At 56.3% G+C, this 26,561-nt stretch carries 22 protein-coding genes; 12 read left to right on the top strand and 10 right to left on the bottom strand.

What is annotated here, in order from left to right:
- Positions 1–6: 6 nt before the first annotated feature.
- Positions 7–630, top strand: coding sequence for an alpha/beta hydrolase (locus HGO37_RS06260; protein WP_250982621.1), 624 nt, complete (start codon positions 7–9; stop codon positions 628–630).
- Between the two features lie 34 nt (positions 631–664).
- Here HGO37_RS06260 and HGO37_RS06255 read toward each other — a convergent pair whose 3' ends face one another.
- Positions 665–1,561, bottom strand: a complete 897-nt coding sequence (locus HGO37_RS06255) for a LysR family transcriptional regulator (RefSeq protein ID WP_250982620.1) — start codon at positions 1,559–1,561, stop codon at positions 665–667.
- A gap of 309 nt (positions 1,562–1,870) precedes the next feature.
- Between HGO37_RS06255 and amaB the strand changes: the two genes are divergently transcribed.
- Complete coding sequence (amaB, locus tag HGO37_RS06250; protein ID WP_250982619.1) at positions 1,871–3,403, top strand: L-piperidine-6-carboxylate dehydrogenase; 1,533 nt, start codon at positions 1,871–1,873, stop codon at positions 3,401–3,403.
- A 736-nt stretch (positions 3,404–4,139) separates the two neighbouring features.
- Here the strand turns inward: amaB and gltA are convergent.
- Positions 4,140–5,429, bottom strand: a complete 1,290-nt coding sequence (gene gltA / locus HGO37_RS06245; protein ID WP_192491214.1) for a citrate synthase — start codon at positions 5,427–5,429, stop codon at positions 4,140–4,142.
- 301 nt (positions 5,430–5,730) lie between these two features.
- Here gltA and HGO37_RS06240 point away from each other — a divergent pair, with 301 nt between their 5' ends.
- Complete coding sequence (locus HGO37_RS06240) at positions 5,731–8,229, top strand: ComEC/Rec2 family competence protein (protein ID WP_250982618.1); 2,499 nt, start codon at positions 5,731–5,733, stop codon at positions 8,227–8,229.
- Positions 8,230–8,333: 104 nt separating this feature from the next.
- On the opposite strand, the gene lexA is transcribed toward HGO37_RS06240, so the two are convergent.
- Complete coding sequence (lexA, locus tag HGO37_RS06235) at positions 8,334–9,062, bottom strand: transcriptional repressor LexA (protein ID WP_250982617.1); 729 nt, start codon at positions 9,060–9,062, stop codon at positions 8,334–8,336.
- Between the two features lie 450 nt (positions 9,063–9,512).
- Here lexA and HGO37_RS06230 point away from each other — a divergent pair, with 450 nt between their 5' ends.
- Positions 9,513–11,030: an ATP-binding protein gene (locus tag HGO37_RS06230; RefSeq protein ID WP_250982616.1), complete on the top strand. Its 1,518-nt coding sequence runs from the start codon at positions 9,513–9,515 to the stop codon at positions 11,028–11,030.
- Positions 11,031–11,231: 201 nt separating this feature from the next.
- On the opposite strand, the gene HGO37_RS06225 is transcribed toward HGO37_RS06230, so the two are convergent.
- On the bottom strand, positions 11,232–12,215 hold the full coding sequence (locus HGO37_RS06225) for a TerC family protein (RefSeq protein ID WP_250982615.1): 984 nt from the start codon (positions 12,213–12,215) through the stop codon (positions 11,232–11,234).
- Positions 12,216–12,658: 443 nt separating this feature from the next.
- Here HGO37_RS06225 and rpsD point away from each other — a divergent pair, with 443 nt between their 5' ends.
- The 8 genes from rpsD (at position 12,659) to HGO37_RS06185 (ending at position 20,818) form a co-directional block, all read left to right on the top strand.
- Positions 12,659–13,276, top strand: a complete 618-nt coding sequence (gene rpsD, locus HGO37_RS06220; RefSeq protein WP_192491219.1) for a 30S ribosomal protein S4 — start codon at positions 12,659–12,661, stop codon at positions 13,274–13,276.
- 257 nt (positions 13,277–13,533) lie between these two features.
- Positions 13,534–15,045 (top strand): glycosyltransferase family 39 protein, encoded by a 1,512-nt coding sequence (locus tag HGO37_RS06215; RefSeq protein ID WP_250982614.1) that lies wholly within the window; start codon positions 13,534–13,536, stop codon positions 15,043–15,045.
- A 29-nt stretch (positions 15,046–15,074) separates the two neighbouring features.
- The gene (locus tag HGO37_RS06210; protein ID WP_250982613.1) at positions 15,075–16,067 is read left to right on the top strand and encodes a glycosyltransferase family 2 protein; all 993 of its coding nucleotides are present in this window, start codon (positions 15,075–15,077) and stop codon (positions 16,065–16,067) included.
- Positions 16,064–16,882, top strand: a complete 819-nt coding sequence (locus HGO37_RS06205; RefSeq protein ID WP_250982612.1) for a ChbG/HpnK family deacetylase — start codon at positions 16,064–16,066, stop codon at positions 16,880–16,882. Before HGO37_RS06210 ends, HGO37_RS06205 begins: the two co-directional genes overlap by 4 nt.
- Positions 16,883–17,218: 336 nt before the next feature.
- On the top strand, positions 17,219–18,148 hold the full coding sequence (locus tag HGO37_RS06200; protein WP_250982611.1) for a glutaminase: 930 nt from the start codon (positions 17,219–17,221) through the stop codon (positions 18,146–18,148).
- Positions 18,149–18,224: 76 nt separating this feature from the next.
- Positions 18,225–19,133, top strand: a complete 909-nt coding sequence (ttcA, locus tag HGO37_RS06195) for a tRNA 2-thiocytidine(32) synthetase TtcA (protein WP_250982610.1) — start codon at positions 18,225–18,227, stop codon at positions 19,131–19,133.
- A 14-nt stretch (positions 19,134–19,147) separates the two neighbouring features.
- Positions 19,148–19,978: an inositol monophosphatase family protein gene (locus tag HGO37_RS06190; protein WP_192491225.1), complete on the top strand. Its 831-nt coding sequence runs from the start codon at positions 19,148–19,150 to the stop codon at positions 19,976–19,978.
- Positions 19,979–19,993: 15 nt separating this feature from the next.
- Positions 19,994–20,818 carry an inositol monophosphatase family protein gene (locus HGO37_RS06185; protein ID WP_250982609.1) on the top strand — a complete coding sequence of 275 codons (825 nt, stop codon included), beginning with the start codon at positions 19,994–19,996 and terminating at the stop codon, positions 20,816–20,818.
- A gap of 117 nt (positions 20,819–20,935) precedes the next feature.
- On the opposite strand, the gene HGO37_RS06180 is transcribed toward HGO37_RS06185, so the two are convergent.
- The 6 genes from HGO37_RS06180 to HGO37_RS06155 all read right to left on the bottom strand — a co-directional run bounded on the left by HGO37_RS06180 (position 20,936) and on the right by HGO37_RS06155 (position 26,392).
- Positions 20,936–22,141, bottom strand: a complete 1,206-nt coding sequence (locus tag HGO37_RS06180; protein WP_250983221.1) for a multidrug effflux MFS transporter — start codon at positions 22,139–22,141, stop codon at positions 20,936–20,938.
- A 138-nt stretch (positions 22,142–22,279) separates the two neighbouring features.
- Positions 22,280–22,615: a Grx4 family monothiol glutaredoxin gene (gene grxD / locus HGO37_RS06175; RefSeq protein WP_192491227.1), complete on the bottom strand. Its 336-nt coding sequence runs from the start codon at positions 22,613–22,615 to the stop codon at positions 22,280–22,282.
- 158 nt (positions 22,616–22,773) lie between these two features.
- Positions 22,774–23,037 carry a hypothetical protein gene (locus HGO37_RS06170; RefSeq protein WP_250982608.1) on the bottom strand — a complete coding sequence of 88 codons (264 nt, stop codon included), beginning with the start codon at positions 23,035–23,037 and terminating at the stop codon, positions 22,774–22,776.
- Between the two features lie 7 nt (positions 23,038–23,044).
- Positions 23,045–23,278, bottom strand: a complete 234-nt coding sequence (locus tag HGO37_RS06165) for a BolA family protein (RefSeq protein WP_192491229.1) — start codon at positions 23,276–23,278, stop codon at positions 23,045–23,047.
- 18 nt (positions 23,279–23,296) lie between these two features.
- Positions 23,297–25,531: a phosphoribosylformylglycinamidine synthase subunit PurL gene (gene purL, locus HGO37_RS06160; RefSeq protein WP_192491230.1), complete on the bottom strand. Its 2,235-nt coding sequence runs from the start codon at positions 25,529–25,531 to the stop codon at positions 23,297–23,299.
- A gap of 306 nt (positions 25,532–25,837) precedes the next feature.
- Entirely contained in the window at positions 25,838–26,392 is a 555-nt protein-coding gene (locus tag HGO37_RS06155; RefSeq protein WP_352230558.1) for an acyloxyacyl hydrolase, read from the bottom strand.
- Positions 26,393–26,561 lie beyond the last annotated feature (169 nt).

Genomic DNA, 26,561 nt, shown 5'->3' with positions numbered 1-26,561 from the left:
GTTGTCATGACATCCAATTCCACACGCAAATTGGTTATCGGCCTGCACGGCGTTGGCAGCGGTGGTGCCAACCTCGCGCCACTTGGTAGTTTTCTGCGCCAGTCGACCCCGGACATGGATTTTGAAAGCCCGGACGCGCCATTCAGTTTTGGCAATGGCCCGGGTCGCCAGTGGTTCAGTATTGATGGTGTGACAGAAGCCAACCGCCCACAGCGTGTCGTGGAGGCGCGTGCAGCCTTTGATGAAGTGCTGGGCGATATTATCGCCCGCCACGCGCTGACGAGCAACCTCGACCGCGTGGCGCTGGTTGGGTTTTCGCAGGGCTCCATCATGGCGCTTGATGCGGTGGCTTCCGGTCGTTGGCCCGTGGCGGCCGTCGTTGCATTTTCCGGCAGGCTTGCCTCACCGGAACCCTATGCGCCGTCGGAAACCACACGCTTGTCGCTCATTCACGGCACGGCCGATCACGTCATGCCCTTTGCCGAAAGTGAAAAGGCAAAAGCAGCACTGACCAAGGCAGGCGTGAGTGCCGAGTTGCACACGCTGCACGGTGTTGGCCACACGATTTCGCAGGACGGCGCGGTGATCGCCGCCAACTTCCTTCTGACTGCCTTTGGCGCCAGGGCCTGAACCTTAAAGCGATATGGTATCTGCGGTGGCGGCCCTAGCGACTGACCTCACTCAATAGCCATGTCTGGAAGGCGCGCGCCAGCATGTTGTCCTGCCGACCCTCGGGGGTGGCGATGTAATAGCTGTTGTCGGTGGTCAACGGCAGGTCGAATAGCACCTGCAACCGGCCGGATGCCAGCTCGGCCTCAATCAGGTAACGCGGCAGAAGGGCAATGCCCATGCCGCTGGCTGCCGCTTCTATCACCATGGAGAACTGGTCAAAACGGTTGCCACGGAAGGCATTGTCGGCCGTGACCTTGCTCATCTCGAACCATTCCGACCACAGTTTGGGTCGGGTGGTCAGGTGCAGCAGCGGCATGGTCTGCAGGTCAGTGGGGTTGGTGATGGTCGCCTTCGCCAACAGCGAAGGGCTGGCCACAGGCAGGATCACCTCATTGCACAGAAAGGTGCAGGTGCCATGCGCCCAAACTGGCTGCCCGTAATGAATGGCAAGGTCAAACCCTTCCTCGTCAAAATCAAACGGGTGCGAACGCGACGCAACGGTGATGACCGTATCGGGGTGGCTCTCGATGAACTTGTTGAGACGCGGCATCAGCCAGCGACTACCAAAGGTCGGCAGGGAGGCAATCGACAGGGCAGAGCCGGACTCGCCTGATGCAACAGCGCGCACCATCAACTGTTCGGACTGCTGCAAAAGGCGCTGCACATCGGGCAAAAACTTGCGTCCGGCCTGTGACAGTACCACGCGTCGCCTGATGCGCTCAAACAACTGCATGCCAGTTTGCGCTTCCAGATCACGGATCTGGCGGCTGATGGCACTTTGTGTCAGGTTCAGTTCTTCGGCGGCCCGTGTGAAGTTGCCATGCCGTGCCGCACACTCGAAAGCCTGTAAGGTCACGATGTCAGGTATCAGGCGGCGTCTGGGGTCCATTATTCCGATCTCGCATCAACATAATTGGTTTCGTCATTTGAAACCGGTCAATCCTGGCGTATATGATTACGAGAAAGAATAAACTGGCACTTTTCGTCAAGTGGGAAACGACGGCATGTCGTGCAAAATCCATGGGTTTTGCAATAACGACATGCGTAAAACAAACAGCCAAGGCCCGTAACAAATAGCAGGTTTTGGCCTGTTCAGACCCGCGACACGGTAAAGAAGACCGAAAATTGAAGTGCAGGGCAGAGTGTTTTTCGCCAGTATGGATGAAGCGCCGCCACTGCGGGGAAAATGGAGCTTAAAATGGACGCAGCAACCCAGAAAATCGATGTGGTAAAGGAAGCGGCAAACCTGCTGGAAAAGATGGGCGTTTCGTCCAGCCTTTACACCGGTGGTAACATGCCATCCTTCAGCCCGGTTACCGGCCAGAAGGTTGCAGACCTCAAGACCGTGTCGGTCGCTGAGGTGGCAAAAGTGGTTGAAAAGGCCGATGCTGCCTTCAAGGCATGGCGTCTGGTGCCGGCACCACGCCGTGGCGAACTTATTCGCCTGCTGGGTGAGGAACTGCGCGCCTTCAAGACCGATCTTGGTCGTCTGGTGTCATTGGAGGCCGGCAAGATCCCGTCCGAAGGTCTGGGCGAAGTCCAGGAAATGATCGACATCTGCGATTTCGCGGTTGGTCTGTCCCGCCAGCTTTATGGCCTGACCATTGCGACAGAACGTCCCGGCCACCGCATGATGGAGACCTGGCATCCCCTCGGTGTTGTCGGCGTTATCTCCGCCTTCAACTTCCCGGTCGCTGTCTGGTCGTGGAATGCGGCGCTGGCGCTGGTCTGCGGCAACTCGGTCGTGTGGAAGCCGTCCGAAAAGACACCGCTGACGGCGCTTGCCGTGCAGGGCATTTTTGAGCGTGCCGTTGCCCGTTTTGGCGATGCGCCAGAGGGCCTGAGCCAGGTGCTGATTGGCGATCGTTTTGTCGGTGAAGCACTGGTTGACCACCCGAAGGTGCCGCTGGTGTCTGCCACCGGTTCCACCCGCATGGGCCGCGAGGTTGGTCCACGCCTTGCCAAGCGTTTTGCCCGTTCCATTCTGGAGCTTGGCGGCAACAATGCCGGTATCGTTTGCCCATCGGCCGATCTCGACATGGCACTGCGCGCCATCGCTTTTGGCGCCATGGGCACCGCTGGCCAGCGCTGCACGACCCTGCGTCGTCTGTTTGTGCATGACAGCGTGTACGATCAGCTCGTTCCGCGCCTCAAGAAGGCTTACAGCTCGGTGTCCGTCGGCAACCCGCTGGAAACATCCTCGCTGGTTGGTCCGCTGATCGATAAAGCGGCCTTTGACGGCATGCAGAAGGCGCTCGGTGAAGCCAAGAACCACGGTGGTACGGTTCTTGGTGGTGAACGTGTCGATACGGGCGCCGCTGACGGCTATTACGTCAAGCCTGCTCTGGTGGAAATGCCAAAGCAGGACGGCCCAGTTCTGGAAGAAACCTTCGCACCTATTCTCTACGTGATGAAGTACAGCGATTTTGACGCCGTGATCGATGATCACAATGCTGTTTCCGCTGGCCTGTCGTCGTCGATCTTCACCCGTGACTTGCAGGAATCGGAACGCTTCCTGTCGGCCGATGGTTCGGATTGCGGTATTGCCAACGTCAATATCGGCACGTCAGGTGCAGAAATCGGTGGCGCCTTTGGTGGCGAAAAGGAAACCGGTGGCGGCCGTGAGTCCGGTTCGGATGCGTGGAAGGCCTATATGCGCCGCGCAACCAACACCATCAACTACTCCAAGGCCTTGCCACTGGCGCAGGGCGTGTCCTTCGATATCGAATAATAGAGCCGCAAAGGGCAGGGCGGCGACATGCCGCTCGGTCGTGGTGATTAAATGTGAAAAGGCCGGGGCGTGATGCTTCGGCCTTTTGTTTTGTGCTGGCTCGTTTGTGGAGCGCACAAACGGTCGATTGGGGCTATCGGTGTCCCGCACTCTTCCGTCATGTCAGGGCCTGTCCCGAGGATCCAATCACCTATCATTGAGCGAAACTGATGCGGCGTGGTTAGATCCTCGCCACAATGGCGAGGATGACGCCAGGGAAATGTCAGCCGCTAAGACTATCGCTGGCTGTTACGCGAAAACGGTCACCACAATCTCCCTCTTCCCTGTGCCTGTCACAGGGATCCAGTCCCAGCCCAAGTCTTTGGGCTGATATAAGTTTCCCCGGCCGCGCAGACGCGCGCCGACTGGATTTCTGTAACAAGTACAGAAAAGAGGGGTGGGTGGCGTGCCACTTGCGCCCCTACCTCTACCCTTGTGGGAGAGGAAGAAAAATCATGGCCTTAGCAACGCTAAGTCATAGATTTTTCAGGTGAGGGGTTATTTGCTTGCGCCACGCTCATTGTCTGGCTCCAACATCTCAACAAGCTCTCCTCATTATTCCCGTGACAAGCACGGGAATAAGTAGGCGAGGTACTGTCTGTCAGCGAGTGTCGTCACACCACATGATGCCACCGGAATCACGCGCATAAAAAAACACCGGCGAGAGCGCCGGTGTTTTGTGTCATTCACTAACCAATCAACGCTTGGAGACTGGTACGTAATCGCGCTGTGGTGCACCGGTGTAGAGCTGGCGCGGACGGCCGATACGCTGCTGCGGATCTTCGATCATTTCGTTCCACTGGGCAATCCAGCCAACGGTACGTGCCAGAGCAAACAGAACCGTGAACATGGTTGTGGGGAAGCCGAGAGCCTTCAGCGTGATGCCGGAGTAGAAGTCGACGTTCGGGTACAGCTTCTTTTCAACGAAGTACGGATCGGAAAGGGCGATCTTTTCAAGCTCAAGAGCAACCTGCATGATTGGGTCGTCGCCGTTGCCCGTTGCTTCGAGCACTTCATACATGGTCTTCTGCATGATCTTGGCGCGCGGGTCGTAGTTCTTGTACACGCGGTGACCAAAGCCCATCAGGCGGAACGGATCGTTCTTGTCCTTGGCGCGGGCAATATACTCAGGAATACGGTCAACAGAGCCGATTTCGTTGAGCATGTTGAGCGCTGCTTCGTTGGCGCCGCCATGGGCAGGGCCCCAAAGGCAGGCAATACCAGCTGCAATACAGGCGAACGGGTTTGCACCGGAAGAACCAGCCAAGCGAACAGTCGAGGTCGAAGCGTTCTGCTCATGGTCAGCATGCAGGATGAAGATACGGTCCATGGCGCGGGCCAGAACCGGGTTCACCTTGTACTCTTCGCATGGAACGGCAAAGCACATGTTGAGGAAGTTCGACGCGTAGTCGAGGTCGTTCTTCGGGTAAACAAATGGCTGGCCAACGTGATACTTGTAAGCCATTGCCGCGATTGTCGGCATCTTGGCGATCATGCGAAGGCTTGCGACCATGCGCTGGTGCGGATCGGTAATGTCGGTCGAGTCGTGGTAGAAGGCAGACAGGGCACCAACGGTGCCAACCATCACGGCCATCGGATGTGCGTCACGACGGTAACCGCTGAAGAACTTCGTCATCTGTTCATGCACCATGGTGTGGCGCGTTACGCGGTTGTCGAAATCCTTTTTCTGTTCTGCTGTTGGCAGGTCGCCGTACAGAAGCAGGTAGCAGGTTTCAAGGAAATCGCCCTTTTCGGCAAGCTGCTCGATCGGGTAACCACGGTGCAGAAGGACGCCTTCGTCACCATCGATATAGGTGATCTTGGATTCGCAAGATGCAGTCGATGTGAAGCCGGGATCATAGGTGAAATTGCCGGTGTGCTTGTACAAAGCAGCGATGTCGATGACGTCTGGGCCTATCGCTCCCTCTCGAATGGGAAGTTCTACTGTCTTGTCGCCGAGCGTAATAGAAGCGCTTTTTTCCGTCATCATAATCCTCCGAGAACATGCGTTTTGGATGCCGTGAGGCATCTAGGCGTTAAGCGTTCAGGATAGCTATCTGATCCTGCGCCATATGCCAAGCTATCCAAAAGGCAAATTGTGCGTTGCGGTATCAACTTGTGCCAAAAACTAGGCTTTTGGCGTTTCACTGTTTCATATTAGGTCAATGCTTCCTTAAAATATAAGTGGTTGCATTGTTGTTGTGCCGGTTGCAAATTACCCCCTGTCCGGCGGGGGAGCTGCGGGTTTGACTGTAAGACCATCGCAAGAATTGCGACAGCAGGAACCGTTGAGACTGGATCTCCCCGGTGAGGGTGATTCCTTTGCTCTGCAACGGTATCAGGGCGGGGTAGCAGAGGTTTATGAACAGTCTGCAACGGCAGGGAATTTATCCGGCCGGATATCGTCGCTGTCGCGCATGTTGGACATCGAAAAGGCTTATGGCCACGGCTTTCTTTGTATTCCGGTTTTTCTGGCAGTCGGTGCCATCATCTGGTTTTCAAGCCTTCAGACACCGTCACCCTACCTGCTTGCTGGCGGCTTTTGTTTAGCCGGCACACTTGCGGTCACCCTGCGGTACCGCGCGGCAAAACTGGCAGGATTGCTTAACCTTGTTGCGCTGTGTCTGGCAGGCATGCTGCTGGCGCAATTGCAAACTTGGCGGCAGGATACCGTCATTATTGATACGCCGGTCACCACAGTCGTGTCAGGTGTTGTCGAGCGACGCGAGGTGGATGCGCGCGGTTACTGGCGCTACATCATATCGGTCACCGGAACTGAAAACCCTCTACTGTCGCGCCCGCCGCAGAAGATCACGGCACTATCAAGAAGTCGCCATCAACCGATAGAAATCGGGCAGGGCGTTACCGGCCGCGCACGCCTGTCTCCACCCTCAGGACCGGCCTTGCCTGGTCTGAATGACTTTGCCTTTTCCGGCTATTTTAATGGCATAGGTGCAACCGGTTTCTTTTATGGAGCGCCACAGCCTGCGGTGAGTGAGGCGATCAAACGCCGCATTGCGGAACGCGGCCACTGGCTCAGCGTGACTGATACAGGACTTTATCAATTGCGCAGCGCCATTGCCGAGCGCATCCGCAGCACGATCGGCGGCGACGCCGGCGCTTTTGCCGCCTCGATCATAACCGATGAACGGCGGGCGATATCAGAAACCACCATGGAAGCACTGCGTGTGTCCGGCCTTGCCCATATCGTTGCCATTTCGGGCCTCAACATGGCGCTGGCATCGGGCATATTCTTCGTTGGCTTGCGCACGGCACTCAGCTGTTTTCCGGGTTTTGCCGAGAGGCGGCCGGTCAAGAAGATCGCTGCCTTTGCCGCCCTTGTCATGACGCTCGCCTACTACCTGATTTCAGGATTTGCAGTGTCGGCCGAACGGGCTTGGCTGATGATGTCGATCATGCTGATCGCCGTGCTGTTTGACCGTCCCTCGATCAGCCTCAGAAATGTTGCCATTTCCGCCATCATTATTATCTGCGTTTCGCCGTCAGAGGTCATGGGGCCAAGTTTCCAGATGTCCTTTGCCGCAACCATTGCGCTGGTCGCCGCGTATGGTTTCTGGACACGGCGGCGCGCCGCACAAGACAGCGCAACCTTCCGGCCAAGTAATATGCCGATCGCCCTCAAGGGTGCTTCCATCCTTGGCAGCTTCTGCGCCGGTATTGTCGTGACCTCGCTGATTGGTGGGGTATCCACGGCCATCTATTCGATGGAGCATTTTCACCGTGTCACCACCTATGGACTGGCGGCAAATCTCGCCGCCATGCCGGTGATGTCTTTCATCGTCATGCCCTTTGCCTTGATCGCCATGTTACTGATGCCCTTTGGGCTGGATGGTCCGTTTCTGACCGTCATGGGTTACGGCATGGCGATGACAATTGATATTGCCACCTATGTCGCCTCATGGGGAGGCGATGCCGGGGTCGGACGACAGCATCAATGGTTTCTGGGCGCCGGAACGCTTGGCCTATTGGTGCTGACACTGTTTCGCACCCGACTTGCCTGGGTAAGTGCTGTGTTCCTGCTGGCAGTCCTTGGGTTGTTTGTGCTGTCACGGCAACAGGACAATCCCGATCTGGTGGTTTTTGAGGACGGGAAACTGATGGCACTGGTTGGCAAGGATCAGGTTGCCAGCACCAGCCAACGCCCATCCGGCTTTATCTATGACCAATGGGCGCGGGCTTTGTTCTTACCTGACAAATATATTCGGCCAAACATGCTGCCGGAACTGCCAGCCCCAGAACCATCGCCTGACGATGCCAATGACAAAACGACTGGCAATACTGATGCCGCGCCACCACGATCACGACGGCCGATGCTGGACGAACACATCATTCAGGCTGAAAGGCAGGTGATGTCTGCCGCCGTTACAAATGCAACCGATGCCTTTACCTGCCGCCGCGACAGCTGGTGCATCGCCAGATCAGCGAAGGGGCAGGTGGTGATTTCCGTGCTGGATAACAGATATCTTGGTCTCGCTTGCGACATCGGTTCTGTGGTTATCACCACGCGTCCCACATCATTTGAAACCTGCCGCTCCGGCGCCTTTTTACTCAGTGCCCAGACATTGCGGCGCACCGGTTCGCTGGAGATCACATTTTCAACTGAGGCAACAACCGCCGCAAACCAGCATTTGCCGATCGAGAGGATGACGGCTGCCATTTATGGTTCCTACCGTCCATGGACCATGCATCGTTATTATAACTGGCGCAGCAGGACATTTGAAACGGAAGTGCCAGAACATGTCTCGCAACTGCTGGACCGTCGCTAGGCTAAAGTGAGTTGAAGGCCAGTTGTGTCGGGTGTTTTCCGGCGACAGTAGCGATGACGCGCTGGCGCGTCACCTGGCAGTGATATGGGTCTGCTGATGACCGCTTAGTGGTATCTGCGGATCAGGCCAACCAGCTTGCCCTGGATCTTGACGCGGTCAGGTCCAAAAATACGGGTTTCATAGGCCGGGTTTGCCGCCTCAAGCGCAATCGATGCACCCTTGCGACGAAAACGCTTCAAGGTCGCTTCTTCATCATCGACCAGCGCCACGATGATATCACCGGGGTTGGCGGTCTTGGCGTTGCGGATGATGACCGTGTCGCCGTCAAAGATGCCGGCATCGATCATCGAGTCACCGCGCACTTCCAGTGCGTAATGTTCACCAGAACCCAGCATGTCAGCCGGCACGGACACATCATGTGTGTTGTTCTGGATGGCGGAGATCGGGACACCGGCCGCGATCCGTCCCATCATCGGCACCGATACCGAGCTGCCGCCATCATTGGCGCTGACAGGGGCGGGGGTCGGAGCAGGGGCGACAACCGGTTTTGGTTTGCCAAGGCTGCCTTCGATCACACTTGGTGAGAAGCCACGCTGTGGTTTGAGGCTTGGCGAATAGGCTTCAGGAAGTTTGATGACTTCCAGTGCGCGTGCCCGGTTTGGCAGGCGGCGAATGAAGCCACGTTCTTCAAGCGCTGTGATCAACCGGTGAATGCCGGATTTGGACGCGAGATCAAGCGCATCCTTCATCTCATCAAATGAGGGAGGAACACCGGATTCCTTCATTCTTTCGTGAATGAAAAGAAGCAGTTCCTGCTGTTTGCGTGTGAGCATGAAGTCGCACCCCAACCGTTGATGAAAATCGAAACAAATGCAGAACATACACTATATGTTCCATATGTGTTCCGCAAGGCTTTAATATTTCGTAATCGCCGCCCCGGTGAATTTTCTTTCAAAACAGCCAAGACGTGTAATCGCTGCCTATCACGCTGTTTTTTAAACGATTTCACGTCAATTCATCACAAAACGATCCGTCAGAAAGCTGAGGCTCGCAACACCGCCCGTTAGCCGACCAACCGGCATGATTATCAATCTGATATCGTAAGGCGCTGTGATTCGGTTCGTTTGATTCTCTCCACCAGATTGGGTTGGCAGCGCATATTCCCTGTGCATTTTTACCTTCACGAGGAAGCATTGCGTTGAAATCTCTGTTATGGGGAGGGTTCGCTGCTCGTTCGGAGTCGGCATTCAACATCAATTTTGACAGTATAAGGTTTTAGGGCATTGCAGGTCGGCATCGACATGGGAACGCTATCGGGTGGGCAGGCTGCCAAACTCGACATTGAGGAATTGCTCGCCACGCGTCTGCTGGTGCAAGGCAATTCCGGTTCCGGAAAGTCGCATCTGCTGCGCAGGCTTCTGGAACAATCCGCCCCCTGGGTTCAGCAGGTCATTATTGACCCTGAAGGGGACTTCGTGACGCTGGCTGACAAGTTCGGTCATATCGTTGTAGATGGCGAGCGCACAGAGGGTGAGTTGGCCGGTATTGCCAACCGTATTCGCCAACACCGCGTATCCTGCGTCCTGACGCTTGAAGGTCTTGATGTCGAACAGCAGATGCGGGCCGCAGCTGCATTCCTCAACGGCATGTTCGATGCCGACCGTGAATACTGGTACCCGGTGTTGGTGGTGGTCGACGAAGCGCAGATGTTTGCGCCGTCCGTGGCTGGTGAAGTAACCGAAGATGCCCGCAAGGCATCGCTTGGCGCCATGACCAACCTGATGTGTCGTGGTCGTAAGCGCGGTCTGGCCGGCGTTATCGCCACGCAGCGTCTGGCAAAACTTGCCAAGAACGTGGCGGCGGAAGCCTCCAACTTCCTGATGGGCCGTACTTTCCTTGATATCGACATGGCACGCGCAGCCGACCTGCTCGGCATGGACCGCCGTCAGGCGGAAATGTTCCGCGATTTGCAGCGTGGTAATTTCGTGGCGCTTGGCCCGGCTCTGTCGCGCCGCCCACTGCCTATCGTGATTGGTGCTGTGGAAACCTCGGCTCGGTCGTCATCGCCCAAGCTGATGCCGCTGCCCGATGCGCCGCAGGACGTGGAAGACCTGATCTTCACGCCGGACCCGGAAGAATTTACGCGCGCGCCTGTGCGCCGCACGCCACCGGCACCGCGCCCGACAACAGACATTCTGGCCGAGCTGTCCCGCTCGACACCAGCCGCGATAACGCCAGCCTCCGAACAGCCGCAGCGCAGCAGCGCCTCGGACATGACGCCGGAAGAGCGCGAAGAGAAGATTTCAGGCGTTCTCTACGAAATTCTGGATGATCCGCAATCGGCCTATCGCACCGATGCGGTGCTCTATCAGGACTTTCTGGTGCGTGCCCGCATGCGCCGCATTCCCGGCACGCCGATGGCGCTGTCGGAATTCCGCCGTCAGGTGGCAATTACCCGTTCCGGCGTTGATGCCGAAATGGCGGCAAGTGAAAGCTGGCAAACGGCACTCGATCTGTCGAAAAACGTCTCCGACGATCTGCAGGGCGTATTCCTGATGCTGGTTAAAGCCGCGCTGGGCGAGGAGCCTTGCCCATCTGATGCCCGTATTGCTCGCGCCTATGGCACGCATTCTGCACGCCGTGCACGCCGTCTGCTCGGTTATTTCGAGGAGAAGGAGCTGGTCGTGGTGCATGCCGATTTCTCCGGCAAGCGTATCGTGGCATTTCCGGACCTTGATGCAAAAACCGCACCCGGTGATGCGGATGCGGCTGATGATGAGGCGACGCTGGCAGCCGAATAAGGCTGCTGTTTTTTAAAGCCGTTATTCTATCTTATGGTCGGGTGCGTCCCGACCATCTGCCGTTGTTCATTCTCGGATCACGTCCGAGAATCATCGTGCTGAAATCGCAGACATGGACTGATGTTACCGGCCATCTGGTGGTGCCCATCCTCGGCGTGGCGCCGAGGATGGTGGAGTTTCGGGATGTTGTGAAGCGCGACATTATTCGACAGCCTTTGCTTGCTTGCGTGTGGCAAACAGCGAACCGACAACACCGGTCACCAGAATTGCGACGGTCACGCCAAGCGAGACGGCAGGCGGGATTTTTGCCAGACCCAGCATGTCAGCCACGAAGATTTTCGAGCCAACGAACACCAGAACCGCAGCCAGCGCATATTTGAGATAGGCGAAGCGGTGGATCAGGGCTGCCAGCGCAAAGTAGAGTGCACGCAGGCCAAGGATCGCGAAAATGTTCGACGTATAGACAATGAACGGGTCGGTGGTGATCGCAAAGATCGCCGGGATCGAATCAACCGCAAAGATCAGGTCGGCAATTTCCACCATCACCAGCGCCAGAAACAGCGGGGTGACAAAGGTTTTCAGCTTGCCGGTCTTCTCGTCGGTTTCCTTGACGAAGAACTTTTCGCCATGGAGGCGGTTTGTCAGCGGCAGGTGGCGCTTGAGAAACTTCAGGATGCGGTTGTTGTCGAGATCGTTCTCATCATGATCGGCCGAAAACAGCATCTTGAGGCCGGTAAACACCAGGAAGGCCGCAAAGAGGTACAGCACCCAGTGGAAGTTTTCGACGATGGCAGCGCCAGCGGCAATCATGATGCCACGCAGCACGATCACACCCAGAATACCCCACAGCAGCACGCGGTGCTGGTATTGGCGCGGAATGGCGAAATAGGAGAAGATCATGGCGATGATGAAGATGTTGTCCATCGCCAGACTTTTTTCCACCACGAAGCCGGTGATATATTCCATGGCAGGCTGCTGGCCCGACTGGTACCAGATCCAGCCACCGAAGGACAAACCGATGACAATATAGAAAGCGGACATCAGCAAGCTTTCGCGAATGCCGATTTCCTTGGAATTCTTATGCAGAACACCAAGGTCCAGTGCCAAAAGGCCAAGAACGAGAGAAATGAAGACCGCCCACATCCATGTGGGGGTGCCGAGAAAATCCGAGAACAGAAAGTCCATCAGTCAACCTTTGCCGGACAGGTTGGCTATATGGCTGGGGAACGTGTGACAGAAATAAACGTGGGCCCCAACCTAAAGAGACTCGACATCACGTATTGTCCGGTAATACGCCAGAGGGGCCCGAGTCCTGATCACGACAAACGAAATAGTGCAGGAAAATGCGCTTTCAAGGGCGGGATGCAATTTTTTTCTCGTTGACAATTTTATGAAGGCCACCTAGAAGCCCCATCAACGCCGGGCCGCAAAGCCCGGTGTGTTTCGTTGACTGCCTTGCAGTTTTAATAACTGACGTTCGGTAGTCAACATCACCGACATGTCCCGTGGCTTCTCCATTCGCAAATGTGAGAGACCTGTCAGAGTTCATCAACAGAACTCAGAGGAGGGCGTGTTTCCTTAATCCGGTTTGGCAACAAACCGGTATAATATGTTGAGAAGGAAATACGATGAGCAAGCGCGAATCGTCTAAGTATAAAATTGACCGCCGCATGGGCGAAAACATCTGGGGTCGTCCTAAGTCCCCAGTAAACCGCCGCGAATACGGTCCTGGCCAGCACGGTCAGCGCCGCAAGGGCAAGATGAGCGACTTCGGCACGCAGCTGCGCGCCAAGCAGAAGCTCAAGGGCTACTACGGTGAACTGCGTGAAAAGCAGTTCCGCGCAACCTACGACGAAGCTAACCGTCGCAAGGGTGACACTTCCGAGAACCTGATCGGTCTGCTCGAGTCCCGTCTGGACGCGATCGTATACCGCGCAAAGTTCGTTCCAACCGTTTTCGCATCGCGTCAGTTCATCAACCATGGCCACGTCACGGTTAATGGCGTTCGCGTTAACGTTGGTTCTTACCGTTGCAAGCCAGGCGACGTTGTTGAAGTTCGTCAGAAGTCCAAGCAGCTGACCGTTGTTCTGGAAGCTGTTTCGCTCGCGGAGCGTGACGTTCCTGACTACATCGAAGTTGATCACAACAAGATGGTTGCGACCTTTGCTCGCGTACCAGCTCTGTCTGACGTTCCATACCCAGTCGTCATGGAACCACACCTCGTGGTCGAATTCTACTCGCGCTAATCGCTGCGAAGTTGATTTTGAAAAAGCCGCCCTTCGGGGCGGCTTTTTTGCATTCATGGCATGGCGTGATGATTTCAGAGATGCGTCACTGGTTGCCGGATTTTCGCACCTAATCCAGCCTTGATTTTCTGCGTAAAAGCGCAGGAATGCACAACTGCGTAATGCTTGTCCCCTTTGGTTGTGCTATCGGGACTTCGACCTTGTGAAGTTATGAAATCAAGCCGCTTGAAGCAGGGCGTGCTGTTGGGAAATCGGCCATGGAACGTTCGGACAAAATTGCGTTTGCTCAGGGAAAGACGGCCTCGATTGTCGGCGTCATTCTGCTGTTCGTTCTGGCGCTGACCATGCATGCCGCATTCTCCAAGCTCAACCTCGACCAATATGGCGACATGGTTGAAAACTACGCCTGGGGCGCGCTGTGGCAGTGGGGCACATACAAACATCCGCCATTCTTCGGCTGGACCACGGCCGCATGGTTTGCCGTTTTCCCACATGAGAACTGGGCCTATTTCCTGTTTTCCGCCGTCAATTGCGGTCTGACTTTTGCTGCCGTCTGGCGCATTGCTGCCCGCTTTGGTGATGGCAATGTGCAGTTGATGGCGGTCATTTGCGCCATGCTGATGCCGCCACTGTCGTTCCTGGCCATCAAATACAATGCCAATTCGGCAATGACGCCAATCTGGGCCTGGCTGTTCGTATTCTATCTGCGCGGCCTTGAAGGACGCCGGATTGTTGATGCCGTGATGATTGGCCTGTTGGCCACTGCGGCCATGCTGACCAAATATCACTCCGGTGTCGTTCTGCTGGCGCTGTTCCTGCATGCATCTTTCGACAAGCAGGCCCGTGCGGCGCTGCTGTCCACCTTCGGTCTCACCGTGCTGGTGGTGTTTTTCGTCACCATTGCCGGCCATGTCCTTTGGCTGTTCGAGCATGATTTCCTGCCCATCGTTTATGCCGCAGAGCAGGGTGATGGCGAATGGCTGCACATTTTCACCAAGGCGCTGAAATTCGTGGTGGGCGTGCCGCTTTATACGATTGGCGCTCTGCTGGTTGCGCTTTTGGTGCGTCATGACAAAAGCGAAAAGGGCCCGGCCTTTCAGCCTGCCAATATTGCCCGCCTGCGAGACAGCGTTCAGGGTCGCGCGCTGCTGGCCTTCAGCATCCTGCCATTCATCCTGACGATCATTCTGGGCTTTGCCGCGCAGGCAGAACTGAGCGCCGTCTGGGTACTGCCGATCTTCACGCCAATTGCCGTGCTGATTGCGCTTCTGGTGCCGCAGCAGTGGCTGCAGCGCAATATCGGACGCGCCGTGACAGTTGCCGTCATCTACCTGCTGGGCATGAGCGCTTCTGGGCCTGTCATCGCCATGGTGGACCGTAACTACGGTGAGTTTGAATCATTCCGCAATGTGCCCCTGGAGGCCGTGTCCGACCGCATCGATGAGCTATGGCTGGCGGAAAGTGGCGGTGCCAAGGGCTTTTATGTCGCGGGCAGCCGTGGTCTGGCTGATGGCACGTCCTTCTACTCGCGTTACGCACCGCTGATTGTGGATGGCAACTCGGCGGAATATGCCAAAGGTTATCTGACACCGGAACTAGCGCGTCAGAAGGGGCTGGTTCTGGTTTGCTTCAAGGGCGAATCGAAATGCACCGATGCCTCAACCAAGCTGGTCGGCCCGTTGCCCGCGCCACAAGACCTTCAAGTCACCGGTATAAACGGCAAGGGCAGCTGGGATATCCAAATCTGGCTGATCAAGCCGCAGAACTGATAGTGCGAATTTTGTAACGGGATCGGGGCATGGCTCTTTTTTCACTCATCGTACCGTTTTTGAATGAACGGGAAAACGTGCCGGCATTCACCACCTTCATTGAAAAGGTGGCGGGTGAACTGCGTGAAAAATTCGATCTCGATCTCGAGGTGGTGCTGGTCGATGACGGCAGTACCGATGACAGTGTGACACGTTACATCACGTCGATGCCGGGCACATGGCGCATCGTCGAACTCAGCCGCAACTTCGGCAAGGAAGTTGCCGTGTTTGCCGGTCTGGAAGAGTGCAGGGGCGATCTTGTGATGATCATGGATGCCGATATGCAGCACCCATGGACTGTTGCACTCGACATGATTTCGCAGCTGATGGCCGACGAAAATCTCGACGCCGTTTATGCGGTACGTGATGACCGCCTGCAGGAATCGATGAAAAAGGCGGCCGCCGTTCATCTGTTCTATTGGCTGATCAATTTCCGTCAGCGTTTTATCGTGCCGGAAAATGCTGGCGATTTCCGCGTCATGCGCCGCCCGGTTGTCGAGGCGATGCTGAAGATCCGCGACCGTCGCCGTTTCAACAAGGGGCTGTACGCTTGGGCCGGCTTCCGCCAGAAGGCTATTGGTTACGTGCCGGATGAGCGCCAGCATGGTGCTACCAAATGGTCCAACCTGTCGCTGCTGTCCTTGTCGCTGGAGGGCATCACCTCGTTTTCGGCGCTGCCTTTGCGGCTGGTATCGATCATTGGTGCGCTGGTTGGTATCTGCGGCATTTTCTATGGCCTGAAGATCGTCTTTGAAGTGCTGTTTTACGGCGTGTCGGTTCCCGGTTATCCAAGCCTCATGGTGGCGGTGTCGGTGCTCGGCGGCTTCAATCTGGCGCTGCTTGGCCTGCTCGGCGAATATATCTGGGTTGGCATTGCCGAAACCAAGGATCGGCCGCTTTATCTGGTGCGCCGCGTGCATAGATCAGGCGAGATCAAGACGCTGGACAAGGCCGCGCAGCCAGCTGAAAAACAGACGCCATGAGCATGGCTACCGCAAAGGTGTTTCTGGTTGCTGATGATTATGGCCTGTCACCGGCCGTCAGCAATGGCATTCGCCACCTGATATCAAAGGGCAATCTATCCGGCACCGGCTGCATGACTTTGTTTCCGGAATGGCGGGACGAGGCGATAAAGCTGAAAGAGTGTCAGGGGTACGGGGACGTCTTTGCCGGCATTCACCTGACGCTGACCGATTTCAAACCGCTGACCGATGCACCTGCCATCAGCAAGGATGGCAGGTTACTGCCGCTGAAAGAGCTGATCCTTGGCGCGTTGCGGCCTACGGCAGAGTTTACCGCGCAGGTGCATGGCGAACTGGACGCGCAGCTTGCAGCTTTCACCAAAGAGATGGGGCATATGCCGCATTATCTTGATGGCCATCAGCATGTGCATTTCCTGCCGCCTGTAAGGTCATGGCTGATAAGCCGCTCTCAATCCCTTGCCCAAGGTGGTGTGAAGCCATGGCTGCGCGGCGCACCGGCGGTCGATTTTTCGCAAGGTGTGAAGATTGGCCTGAAAACCTGCTTCGTGGCGGGGCTGGCGCGTGGTTTTGATGGTGAGATGCGCAGTGCCGGTTTGTTGGTACACGGCCCGCTCGGCGGCTTTTATGACTGGCAACAGGCGGAAAAGTTCAGTTCGGTGCTGAATGGTCGTGTTCGTAATGGCAGCGTCATGATGTGCCACCCCGGTTATGTTGATGATGTGCTGCAAGCCCGCGACCCGCTGACCGGTGCGCGCGCAGAAGAACTGCGTGTGCTGGAGATGGAACTGCCGTTTGCGTTGGCGAAGCGGGTTTAGTCTCCACTTTTTCCTTCATTCCTGTGCTCGGGCTTGCCCGAGGGATGTCACAGGAATCCAGGCCAGCCCGAGTCTTCGGGCTGAAAAGGGTTCTATGCCGCGAAGACGCGCGGATGCTGGGTCTCTGTGACAAGCACAGAGAAGAGGACGCGTGTGTGGGAACGCGCATCGAATATCTCAACCTCAATAGTTTTGATGCCCTGTGACAGGCCGCCGTACATCTCATCAATTCGCGCAGCAATGATTCCGCATTCATCCTCACGCGATAGTGGCATTGATTTTGCTTTTGATGTAGCCAACAGAACCGTAGTGACACTGGCGAACAAAGGCTTGGGCATGCAGGACATTCAGCTGATCATTGACCGCATTTATGATGCGATGGTGCCAAGATTGGGTGAGGGGAAGGTAGCCGACTACATTCCTGAGCTCGCCAAGGTCGATCCCAAGCAGTTTGGCATTGCCGTCACCACCGTTGAAGGCGAAACATTCGTCGCCGGCAATGCTGAGGTGCCGTTTTCCATTCAAAGTATCTCCAAGGTCTTCATGCTGACGCTGGCGCTGGGCAAGGCTGGTGAAACCGTGTGGAACCGGGTAGGGCGCGAACCATCAGGATCGTCCTTTAATTCCATCGTGCAGCTTGAACATGAGGCGGGCATTCCACGCAATCCCTTCGTTAATGCCGGTGCGATCGTCGTTAGCGATATCGTGATGGCCGGCCACCAGCCGCGTGAAGCAATCGGTGAGTTGCTGCGCTTTGTGCAGTATGTCGCCGATGATGACAGCATCATCATCGACAATGCGGTCGCGAAGTCGGAAAATGCTACCGGTTACCGCAATTATGCGCTGGCCAATTTCATGCGCTCGTTTGGCAATCTGCACCACCCGGTCGAAAATGTGCTGGGTGTGTATTTCCATCAATGTGCACTGGCCATGACGTGTCACCAGTTGTCACGGGCGGGGCTGTTTCTGGCCAATCAGGGTCGAAATCCGCTCAGCGGCCACACGGTCGTGTCGGCGCGACGGGCAAAACGTATCAATGCGCTGATGTTGACCTGCGGCCATTATGATGGGTCCGGCGACTTTGCCTATTCTGTCGGCCTGCCAGGCAAGAGCGGCGTTGGCGGCGGCATTCTTGCCATTGCGCCGGGCAAGGCATCGATTGCGGTGTGGTCACCCGGCCTCAACAAGGTCGGCAACTCCGCGCTTGGCTCCGCAGCGCTGGAAATGCTGGCCAACCAGACAGGCTGGTCGGTATTCGGGGCTTGATCTTGCCGGAATATGCAGGCATTGGCTGGAGGACAGCCCGTATTAGCGCCCGAATTAGCGAAAGTGCAATCGTCCCATGAATATTGCGACAGACATGAATTCCGTCGATGACGTCGAGGATGGTGCTGAGGACATTTCCTCGCACGCGCTGTTTGCGCATGCGCCACGGTCGGTTTCCTTCAACAAGCTGCGCAAGCGCCTGTTGCGCAATGTGCGCCAGGCATTTGAAGACTTTGACATGCTGAAGGGCCAGAAACGCTGGCTGATTGGCCTGTCGGGCGGCAAGGACAGCTATGGCCTGCTGGCGCTGCTGATGGACCTGAAATGGCGCGGCCTGCTGCCGGTCGATCTGGTGGCCTGCAATCTCGATCAGGGCCAGCCGAACTTTCCCAAACACATCCTGCCGGAATATCTGGCATCGATTGGCGTGGAACACCGCATCGAATACCGCGACACCTATTCGGTGGTGAAGGAAAAGATGCCGAATGGCGGCACTTACTGTTCGCTCTGTTCGCGTCTGCGTCGCGGCAATCTTTACCGCATTGCGCGCGAAGAGGGCTGTGATGCGCTGGTGCTTGGCCACCACCGCGAAGACATTCTCGAAACCTTCTTCATGAACTTTTTCCATGGCGGACGCCTGGCGGGCATGCCGGCAAAGCTTTTGAATGACGAAGGCGATCTGATGCTTTTGCGGCCACTGGCCTATTGCGCCGAAGACGATATGGCGAAGTTTGCCACCGCCATGCAGTTCCCGATCATTCCATGCGACCTGTGCGGCTCTCAGGATGGTCTGCAGCGCAATGCCATGAAGGACATGCTGGCCGATATTGAACGGCGCATGCCGGGCCGCAAGGACACGATGTTGCGGGCGCTGGCTCACGTCAATCCCTCGCATTTGCTGGATACCAAACTGTTTGATTTTTCGATGCTGGGTGTCACGGAAGCGTCATCTAACGCGGATAGGGAAACGAACCCACCTGTTTAAAGAAACGTCGCTTTATGTCCCTTCTTGATAAAGACATTGAATTCCTGGTTGCGACCGTGCGCGATGCCGCAGCAACCGAAATCCTTCCCCGTTTCAGAAATCCTGACAGCCAGTCGGTCGCCGAAAAAACCTCGTCCATTGATCTGGTGACGGAAGCGGATATCGAGACGGAAAAGCGCATTACCGCAGCCATTCGCAGGCTTTATCCGGATGCCCATATCGTCGGTGAAGAAACCTATGATGCTGATCCTTCCGTTGTGCCGGCACTGGCCGATGCGGATCTGGCCTTCGTAATCGATCCCGTCGACGGCACGTTCAACTTTGCCTCCGGTCTTGCTGCTTTCGGTTCCCTGCTGGCGGTGACCGTCAAGGGTGAGACGGTTGCCGGTATCATCCATGATCCGGTTATGGGTGACACGCTGGTGGCGGTAAAAGGCGCAGGCGCGCATTTCCACCGCCGCAGCGGCGAGGTGACACCAATCCGCGTGGCAGCCCCGGTGGCGCTGGACGAGATGGTTGGCATCTACGCCTGGGGCCACGCCACGCTGGAGCGACGCCCGGTCATTGCCGCCAACATGGCAAAGATCCGCATGGCGCTGTCGCTCAATTGTTCTGCACATGAATATTGGCTTGCCTCGACAGGCAAGATCCACTTTATCGGCCACGAAAAGCTGATGCCATGGGACCACCTTGCCGGTGTTCTCGTACATCAGGAAGCTGGCGGTTACACGGTAAAGCTGGATGGTACGCCCTATCGCCCCGGAGAGATTTCCGGCGGTATTCTGTCCGCTCCCGACAAGGAAAGCTGGAAGATGATACGGCGCGAGATTTTAGGTATCTGGTAGCTGAAAGGAATGGCAATGTCCCTCGAACTCGACATAGCGTCGCTTGCAAACACGCTTCAGGAAGCCGCAGCCGTGGAAATCATGCCGCGGTTCCGCAATCTCGGTGAGGGCGACGTTCGCATGAAGACCGAGGCCATTGACCTCGTCACCGAAGCGGACGAAGCAGCCGAGCGCCTGATCCGGGACCGCGTGGCGGAAATCATGCCCAACGCATTGTTCGTGGGCGAGGAAGCCGTGGCCGCCGATCCGTCGCTGCTGGGCAAGCTGGGTCAGGCCGATCTGGCCGTGGTGGTCGACCCGATTGACGGCACCTTCAACTTTGCCTCCGGCCTGCCGCTGTTCGGCGTGATGATGAGCGTCATTTCCAAGGGCGAGACTGTTGCTGGCATCATCTTCGATCCGTTGGGCAATGACTGGCTGATCGCCGAAAAGGGCTCTGGCGCATGGCTGTGCGCACCGGATGGCAACCAGACGCAGATGCACGTGTCTCCGGCACCGGAACTGTCACAGATGGTCGGCATTGCCAATACAGGCTATTTCGACATCGAGACCCGCCGCAAGATCCTGCACAATCTTGCTGACGTGCGCCTGTTCACCAGCTATCGTTGCGCGGCCCACGAATACCGCGTGTTCTGCGGCGGCCACATGCACTTCCTGATGTATAACAAGCTGATGCCATGGGACCACCTTGCCGGTACGCTGATCTCGCAGGAAGCTGGCGCTTATGCGGCGCGCCTGGATGGTTCGCCGTACCTGCCAAGCCATGTGGATGGCGGCTTGCTGTTGGCACCGGACAAGGACTCTTGGAACCTGCTCAAGAACCACATCTTCACGGTTTGATCGACAGGACGTATGGATCAAAAAAGGCGCCGCTGGATGACAGCGGCGCCTTTTGCATGTGAGGCATGTTTGCGTTCCTTACCCCCGTGGCGAACACGGGGGCGAGGGGAAGCCGTATCAGATCGGCTTGTTGTGCGGATGGAACAGCTGACCCTTTTCACCGATCAGCACGAACACCAGACCAACAAGCGAGACGATAAAGAAGCCGGCGACCATTGGCAGGGCAGTGCCATCGAAGGACTGACCGATCAATGCACCGATCAGCGAACCGCCAACCGTGCCCATGAAGCCGATGACAGATGATGCTGTACCGGCAACGTGGCCAAGCGGTTCCATGGCCAGCGAGTTGAAGTTGGAGCCGATCCAGCCGAACTGGAACATCGCCAAGGCAAACAGCACGATGAACAGCGCAAACGGCATTGGCTGCGGGCCATAGATCTGAATGAGCAGCCATACGAAGGTGATGACGATAAAGCCGATCAACGAACCATGCGACAGTCTGCGCATGCCAAAACGGCCAACCAGACGGGCATTGATGAACGACGACAGCGCCATGAACAGCGCAATGCCAGCAAAGGCCACTGCAAACCACTGACCAAGCTCATACACGCCCTTGTAGACCTGTTCAGCCGAGTTGATGAAGCCGAACAGCGCACCGAAGATGAAGGTGCTGGACAGGGTGTAACAGAGCGCAATGCGGTTGGTCAGAACGATCTTGAAACCGTTGAGAACCGACTTGACCGTGAAGGGACGTACGTCTTCCGGACGCAGGGTTTCCGGCAGGCGGTAATACATCCATGCGCCGACGATCACAGCGATGACAGCCATGAACACGAAAATCAGGTGCCAGTCACCAAACAGCAGAACGATCTGGCCGGTACCCGGTGCAATAACCGGAACAACCATGAACACCATCATGATCAGCGACATGACTTCCGCCATCTGACGGCCGCCGTAGACGTCGCGAACGATGGAGATGGTGATGACGCGGGTGGCGGCAGAACCGATGCCCTGAATGAAGCGCAGTGCCAGCACGCCGGCAAAGGACGGCACGAACACCACAGCAATGGACGAGACGACATAGATGCCAAGACCAAACAGCATTGGCTTGCGACGGCCATAGCGGTCCGAGATCGGGCCGTAACCCAGCTGTGCAATGCCAAAGCCCAGAAGATAGGCCGAAATGACATATTGGCGGTGGTTCTCATTGATCACGCCAAGCGCTGCACCGATTTCCTGCAGGCCCGGAAGCATGATGTCGATGGCAAGTGCGTTGAGTGCCATCAACATGGCAGCAAGCCCGATGAACTCCACTTTGCCCATGGATTTCAAAACCGGATTGCCGGATTGTGAAGGATTTGTCACAGAAATATTCCCAAAAGAACGGCAAAGGCGTTGCAGAATGCAACGCCTTGCTACTTCATAACAATCGGGTGTCGGGGTGGAGAACCCCGGCAAAAATCAGGCCGCGCCGCGGACCTCGATACCCTGTTCTTGTAATTGGCTTTGAAGTTCACCCGACTGGAACATCTCTCTGATGATGTCACAGCCGCCGATGAATTCACCTTTGACGTAAAGCTGAGGAATAGTCGGCCAGTTGGAGTAATCCTTGATACCCTGACGCAGGTCAGCATCGGCAAGCACGTTGATGCCTTTGTATTCTACGCCGATATAGTCAAGAATCTGAACGACCTGACCGGAGAAACCACACTGTGGAAACTGCGGTGTACCCTTCATGAACAGAACGATATCGTTGCTCTTCACTTCGTTGTCGATCACTGCGTTAATATCGCTCATGGCCATTTCCTTTCACACGCGGTTCAAAAGCCGCTGCTTTGATATTCCGACTAGATAACACTTTGGTGTCGTTTTTCCAGCGCGGAAGCTGAAAAAATGCAAAGGCCTCTTATGCCTGGGGTGCATACCAACATGCGCGACAGCAGGTTTGCGTAAAATCAAACACTGCGCTGTTTGCTGCGTGATGCAGCGGTGCGTCGTTTGCTGGTTTGTTTGCGCGCTGGCTGGCGTTTGGGTTTGGCGGTTTTTTTCGCGCCGCCCAACGCACTCTCCAGTATCGTCTCCGCCAGACTACCCGCAACAGATTTGCTGCGGGTTTTCCGGCGGGTCCGTTTTGTTGTTTTCACACCTGTCTTTTTAAGAATTTCCGACATCGCGCTTTTCACCACGCCGGAAATGACCTCTTCAATCAGGCTTGCCATGGTTTTCTCAATCCGGGGCCGAAGTTTGCAGGGCAAGGGCATGCAGCACGCCGCCCATGTTGCCCTTCAGGGCATCATAGACCATCTGGTGCTGCTGCACACGGCTTTTCCCCTTGAAGGCTTCCGCCACGACTTCAGCGGCGTAGTGATCGCCGTCACCAGCCAGATCGCGGATCGTCACCTTTGCGCCGGGAATTCCGGCTTTAATCATGTCTTCAATATCGCCGGGGTTCATTGGCATGGTGTCAGCTCCCTTTTCTTATTCTGCTGCGGCCAGTGATGGCCCATCCATAAACTCAGGGAACCATGATTCATGGGCGGAAAGCAATTGCTTAATCGCCACAGGCTTTGCACTTCCAAGTGATACTTCGCTACCACCGGTCTTGCCGATAACCGGGCACTCAACGCCCGCTTCCTTTGCACGCTGTGCAACGGTTTCAGCGTTATCCTGAGCGATGGTCAAAACATAACGGCCCTGGTCTTCGCCGTAGAAGGCAAGAACCGGATCGTTGTTTTCAGGCTGGTTTACAGTCGCACCAATGCCGGAAGAAATTGCCATTTCGGCAACGGCAACACCGAGACCACCCGAAGAGCAATCGTGAACGGCGGTGGCAAGACCATCATTGATCAGCGCGCGAACGAAATCGCCGACCTTCTTTTCCTTGGCCAGATCAACATGCGGAGCAGGGCCGTCAATACGGTCATGAATGTCACGCATGTAGGTGGACTGCGCAATATGCGTGCCCCAGCCCTTTGGTGCGCCGGCCAGCAGAATGGCTTCGCCTTCCGCGGCAAAACGGATGCGGGCCATCTTTGCCCAGTCGCTGAGCAGGCCAACGCCACCGATGGTCGGGGTTGGCAGGATCGCCTGACCGTTGGTCTCGTTATAAAGCGACACGTTACCGGAAACGATCGGAAACTCCAGCACGGTGCAGGCTTCGCCAATGCCCTTGATGGCATGAACCAGCTGACTCATGATTTCAGGCTTTTCCGGGTTGCCGAAGTTCAGGTTGTCGGTGGCAGCCAGCGGCAAAGCGCCAGTGGCGGTGATGTTGCGCCAGCATTCTGCAACAGCCTGCTTGCCGCCTTCAAATGGATCTGCCTCTACGTAACGTGGCGTTACGTCAGACGAGAAGGCCAGTGCCTTGCTGTAATGGCCTTCAACGCGCACAACGCCAGCATCACCGCCAGGAAGCTGCAGCGAGTTGCCCTGGATCAGTGTGTCATACTGCTCGTAAACCCAGCGACGGGAAGAGCCGTTTGGCGAACCGACCAGCTTGACCAGCGCATCGGCAATATCGGCCTGTGGCACGTCATTGGCAGCAAGTGGAGCCGGAACCTTGGCCGGTGTCCATGGACGATCATATTCTGGAGCCTCATCGCCCAGTTCCTTGATCGGCAGGTTGGCCACTTCTTCGCCGCTGTGAATGATGCGGAAACGCAGGTCATCAGTGGTCTTGCCAACGATGGCAAAGTCCAGACCCCACTTGATGAAGATTGCCTTGGCAACTTCTTCCTTGGAAGGCTCCAGAACCATCAACATGCGTTCCTGGCTTTCGGAGAGCATCATCTCATAGGCGGTCATGTTTTCTTCGCGCACAGGCACCTGGTCGAGAATGAGCTCGATACCCAGATTGCCCTTGGCACCCATTTCCACGGCCGAGCAGGTCAGACCGGCAGCGCCCATGTCCTGAATGGCGATAACTGCGCCGGTCTTCATCAGCTCAAGGCAGGCTTCCAGCAGGCACTTTTCAGTGAAGGGGTCGCCAACCTGAACGGTTGGGCGCTTTTCTTCGATGGATTCGTCAAACTCTGCCGATGCCATGGTCGCACCACCCACGCCGTCACGGCCGGTCTTGGCACCGAGGTAAACGACAGGCAGGCCAACGCCCTTTGCTTCCGACAGGAAGATGGCATCAGACTTGGCAAGGCCAGCCGCAAAAGCGTTGACCAGAATGTTGCCGTTGTAACGGGCGTCAAACTCGACTTCGCCGCCAACCGTTGGCACGCCGAAGGAGTTACCGTAACCGCCAACGCCAGCAACAACGCCGGACACTAGATGGCGGGTCTTGGGGTGGTCAGGCGCACCAAAACGCAGCGCGTTCATGGCGGCAACCGGACGGGCACCCATGGTGAACACGTCACGCAGAATGCCGCCAACACCGGTGGCTGCACCCTGATAAGGCTCGATGTAAGATGGGTGGTTGTGGCTCTCCATCTTGAAGACAACACAGTCGCCATCATCAATGTCGACAACGCCGGCGTTTTCGCCCGGACCCTGAATAACGCGCGGACCTGTGGTCGGCAGCGTCTTCAACCACTTCTTGGAGGACTTGTAAGAGCAGTGCTCGTTCCACATTGCCGAGAAAATGCCAAGCTCGGTAAAGGTTGGTTCGCGTCCGATCAATTCGAGGATGCGCTGGTATTCATCGGGCTTGAGGCCATGCGATGCAACGAGTTCCGGGGTGATCTGGATGTGATTAGGAATAGCCATAGGTCTCACGAGGTTCGAGCCGGTAGGAAGTTTCCGGTTCTTTAGCGCAAGATACAGTCTGGTGCGACAGGAAAATGTATCGATTAGCCACCAAATGCAGAGTTTTGGACAGGGCAATTATAGATGGCAGCCGCCCGTAGGGTGTGTCTGCGTCGGAAAGACAGCGTTTTCAATCGACCTTCGTCAAGTCAGGGCTTGTCCCGACAATCCAAGCCCTCAACGACGATCGCAACGTGATCAGATCCTAGGGACAAGCCCTAGGATGACGTTGAGAAAGAAGGTGGCCTTCTACTATGGCCGCTGTTGTTAAAATCTGTAACCCAGCATCAGGCCGGCGCGGGTAATGCCGTCATTCGGGCCGTCGCAGAGATTGGCATGGGAGGCATGTTCAATCTGCGTGGAGATGTTCCAGTTCTGATTGATGCGGTAACCGACGGCCGCATATTCGCGGAACAGGAAACGACAGCCAAGCTGCGCGCCGGTTTCAGAGCCGGTGTTTCTCAGGTTGCCATCATGCCAGAGGCCGCCAAAGCCCAGGTCGAGAAAGATCTTTTCATTCAGATCCAGCGTCCAGTTGATGCCGCCATAAACGGTGTTGGCAGACCCTTCGGTACCGATTTCACCGCCCAGATGCACACGTGGACGCAGCAGCTTGTCAGAAAAGCTTTCGGCCGTCGCACTGTCAAACGGGTCGAAATAGACGGTCAGAGCCGGAAAGACGCCGTCTTCACCATTATGGCTGCTGGACACTGATGTCGTCGCACCGAAGCGCAATTCATCGAAAATGTTGCCCTCAGCGGCATCGGTAATGGAAGCCAGAGGCAGAAGAAGAGCACAGGAGGTAAGAACCTTGGCAATCATTGCCTTGGCATCTGCAAATTGCTGACTGCCCATACGAATCGTTCCCAGACAAGGTTTCACGGGAACGTGACATATTTTAACGGAAGGTAAAGGGAGCCTCAGATGTATTACGCAGGCTGTTGCACAAATGACTCTGTGTGATCGTGCCGAGGGGTCCGAGCACGATAGC

It is taken from the genome of Rhizobium sp. CG4 (assembly GCF_023701965.1).
Taxonomy (GTDB): Bacteria; Pseudomonadota; Alphaproteobacteria; order Rhizobiales; family Rhizobiaceae; genus Agrobacterium.
This window is presented reverse-complemented; position numbering and strand designations above follow the sequence as displayed.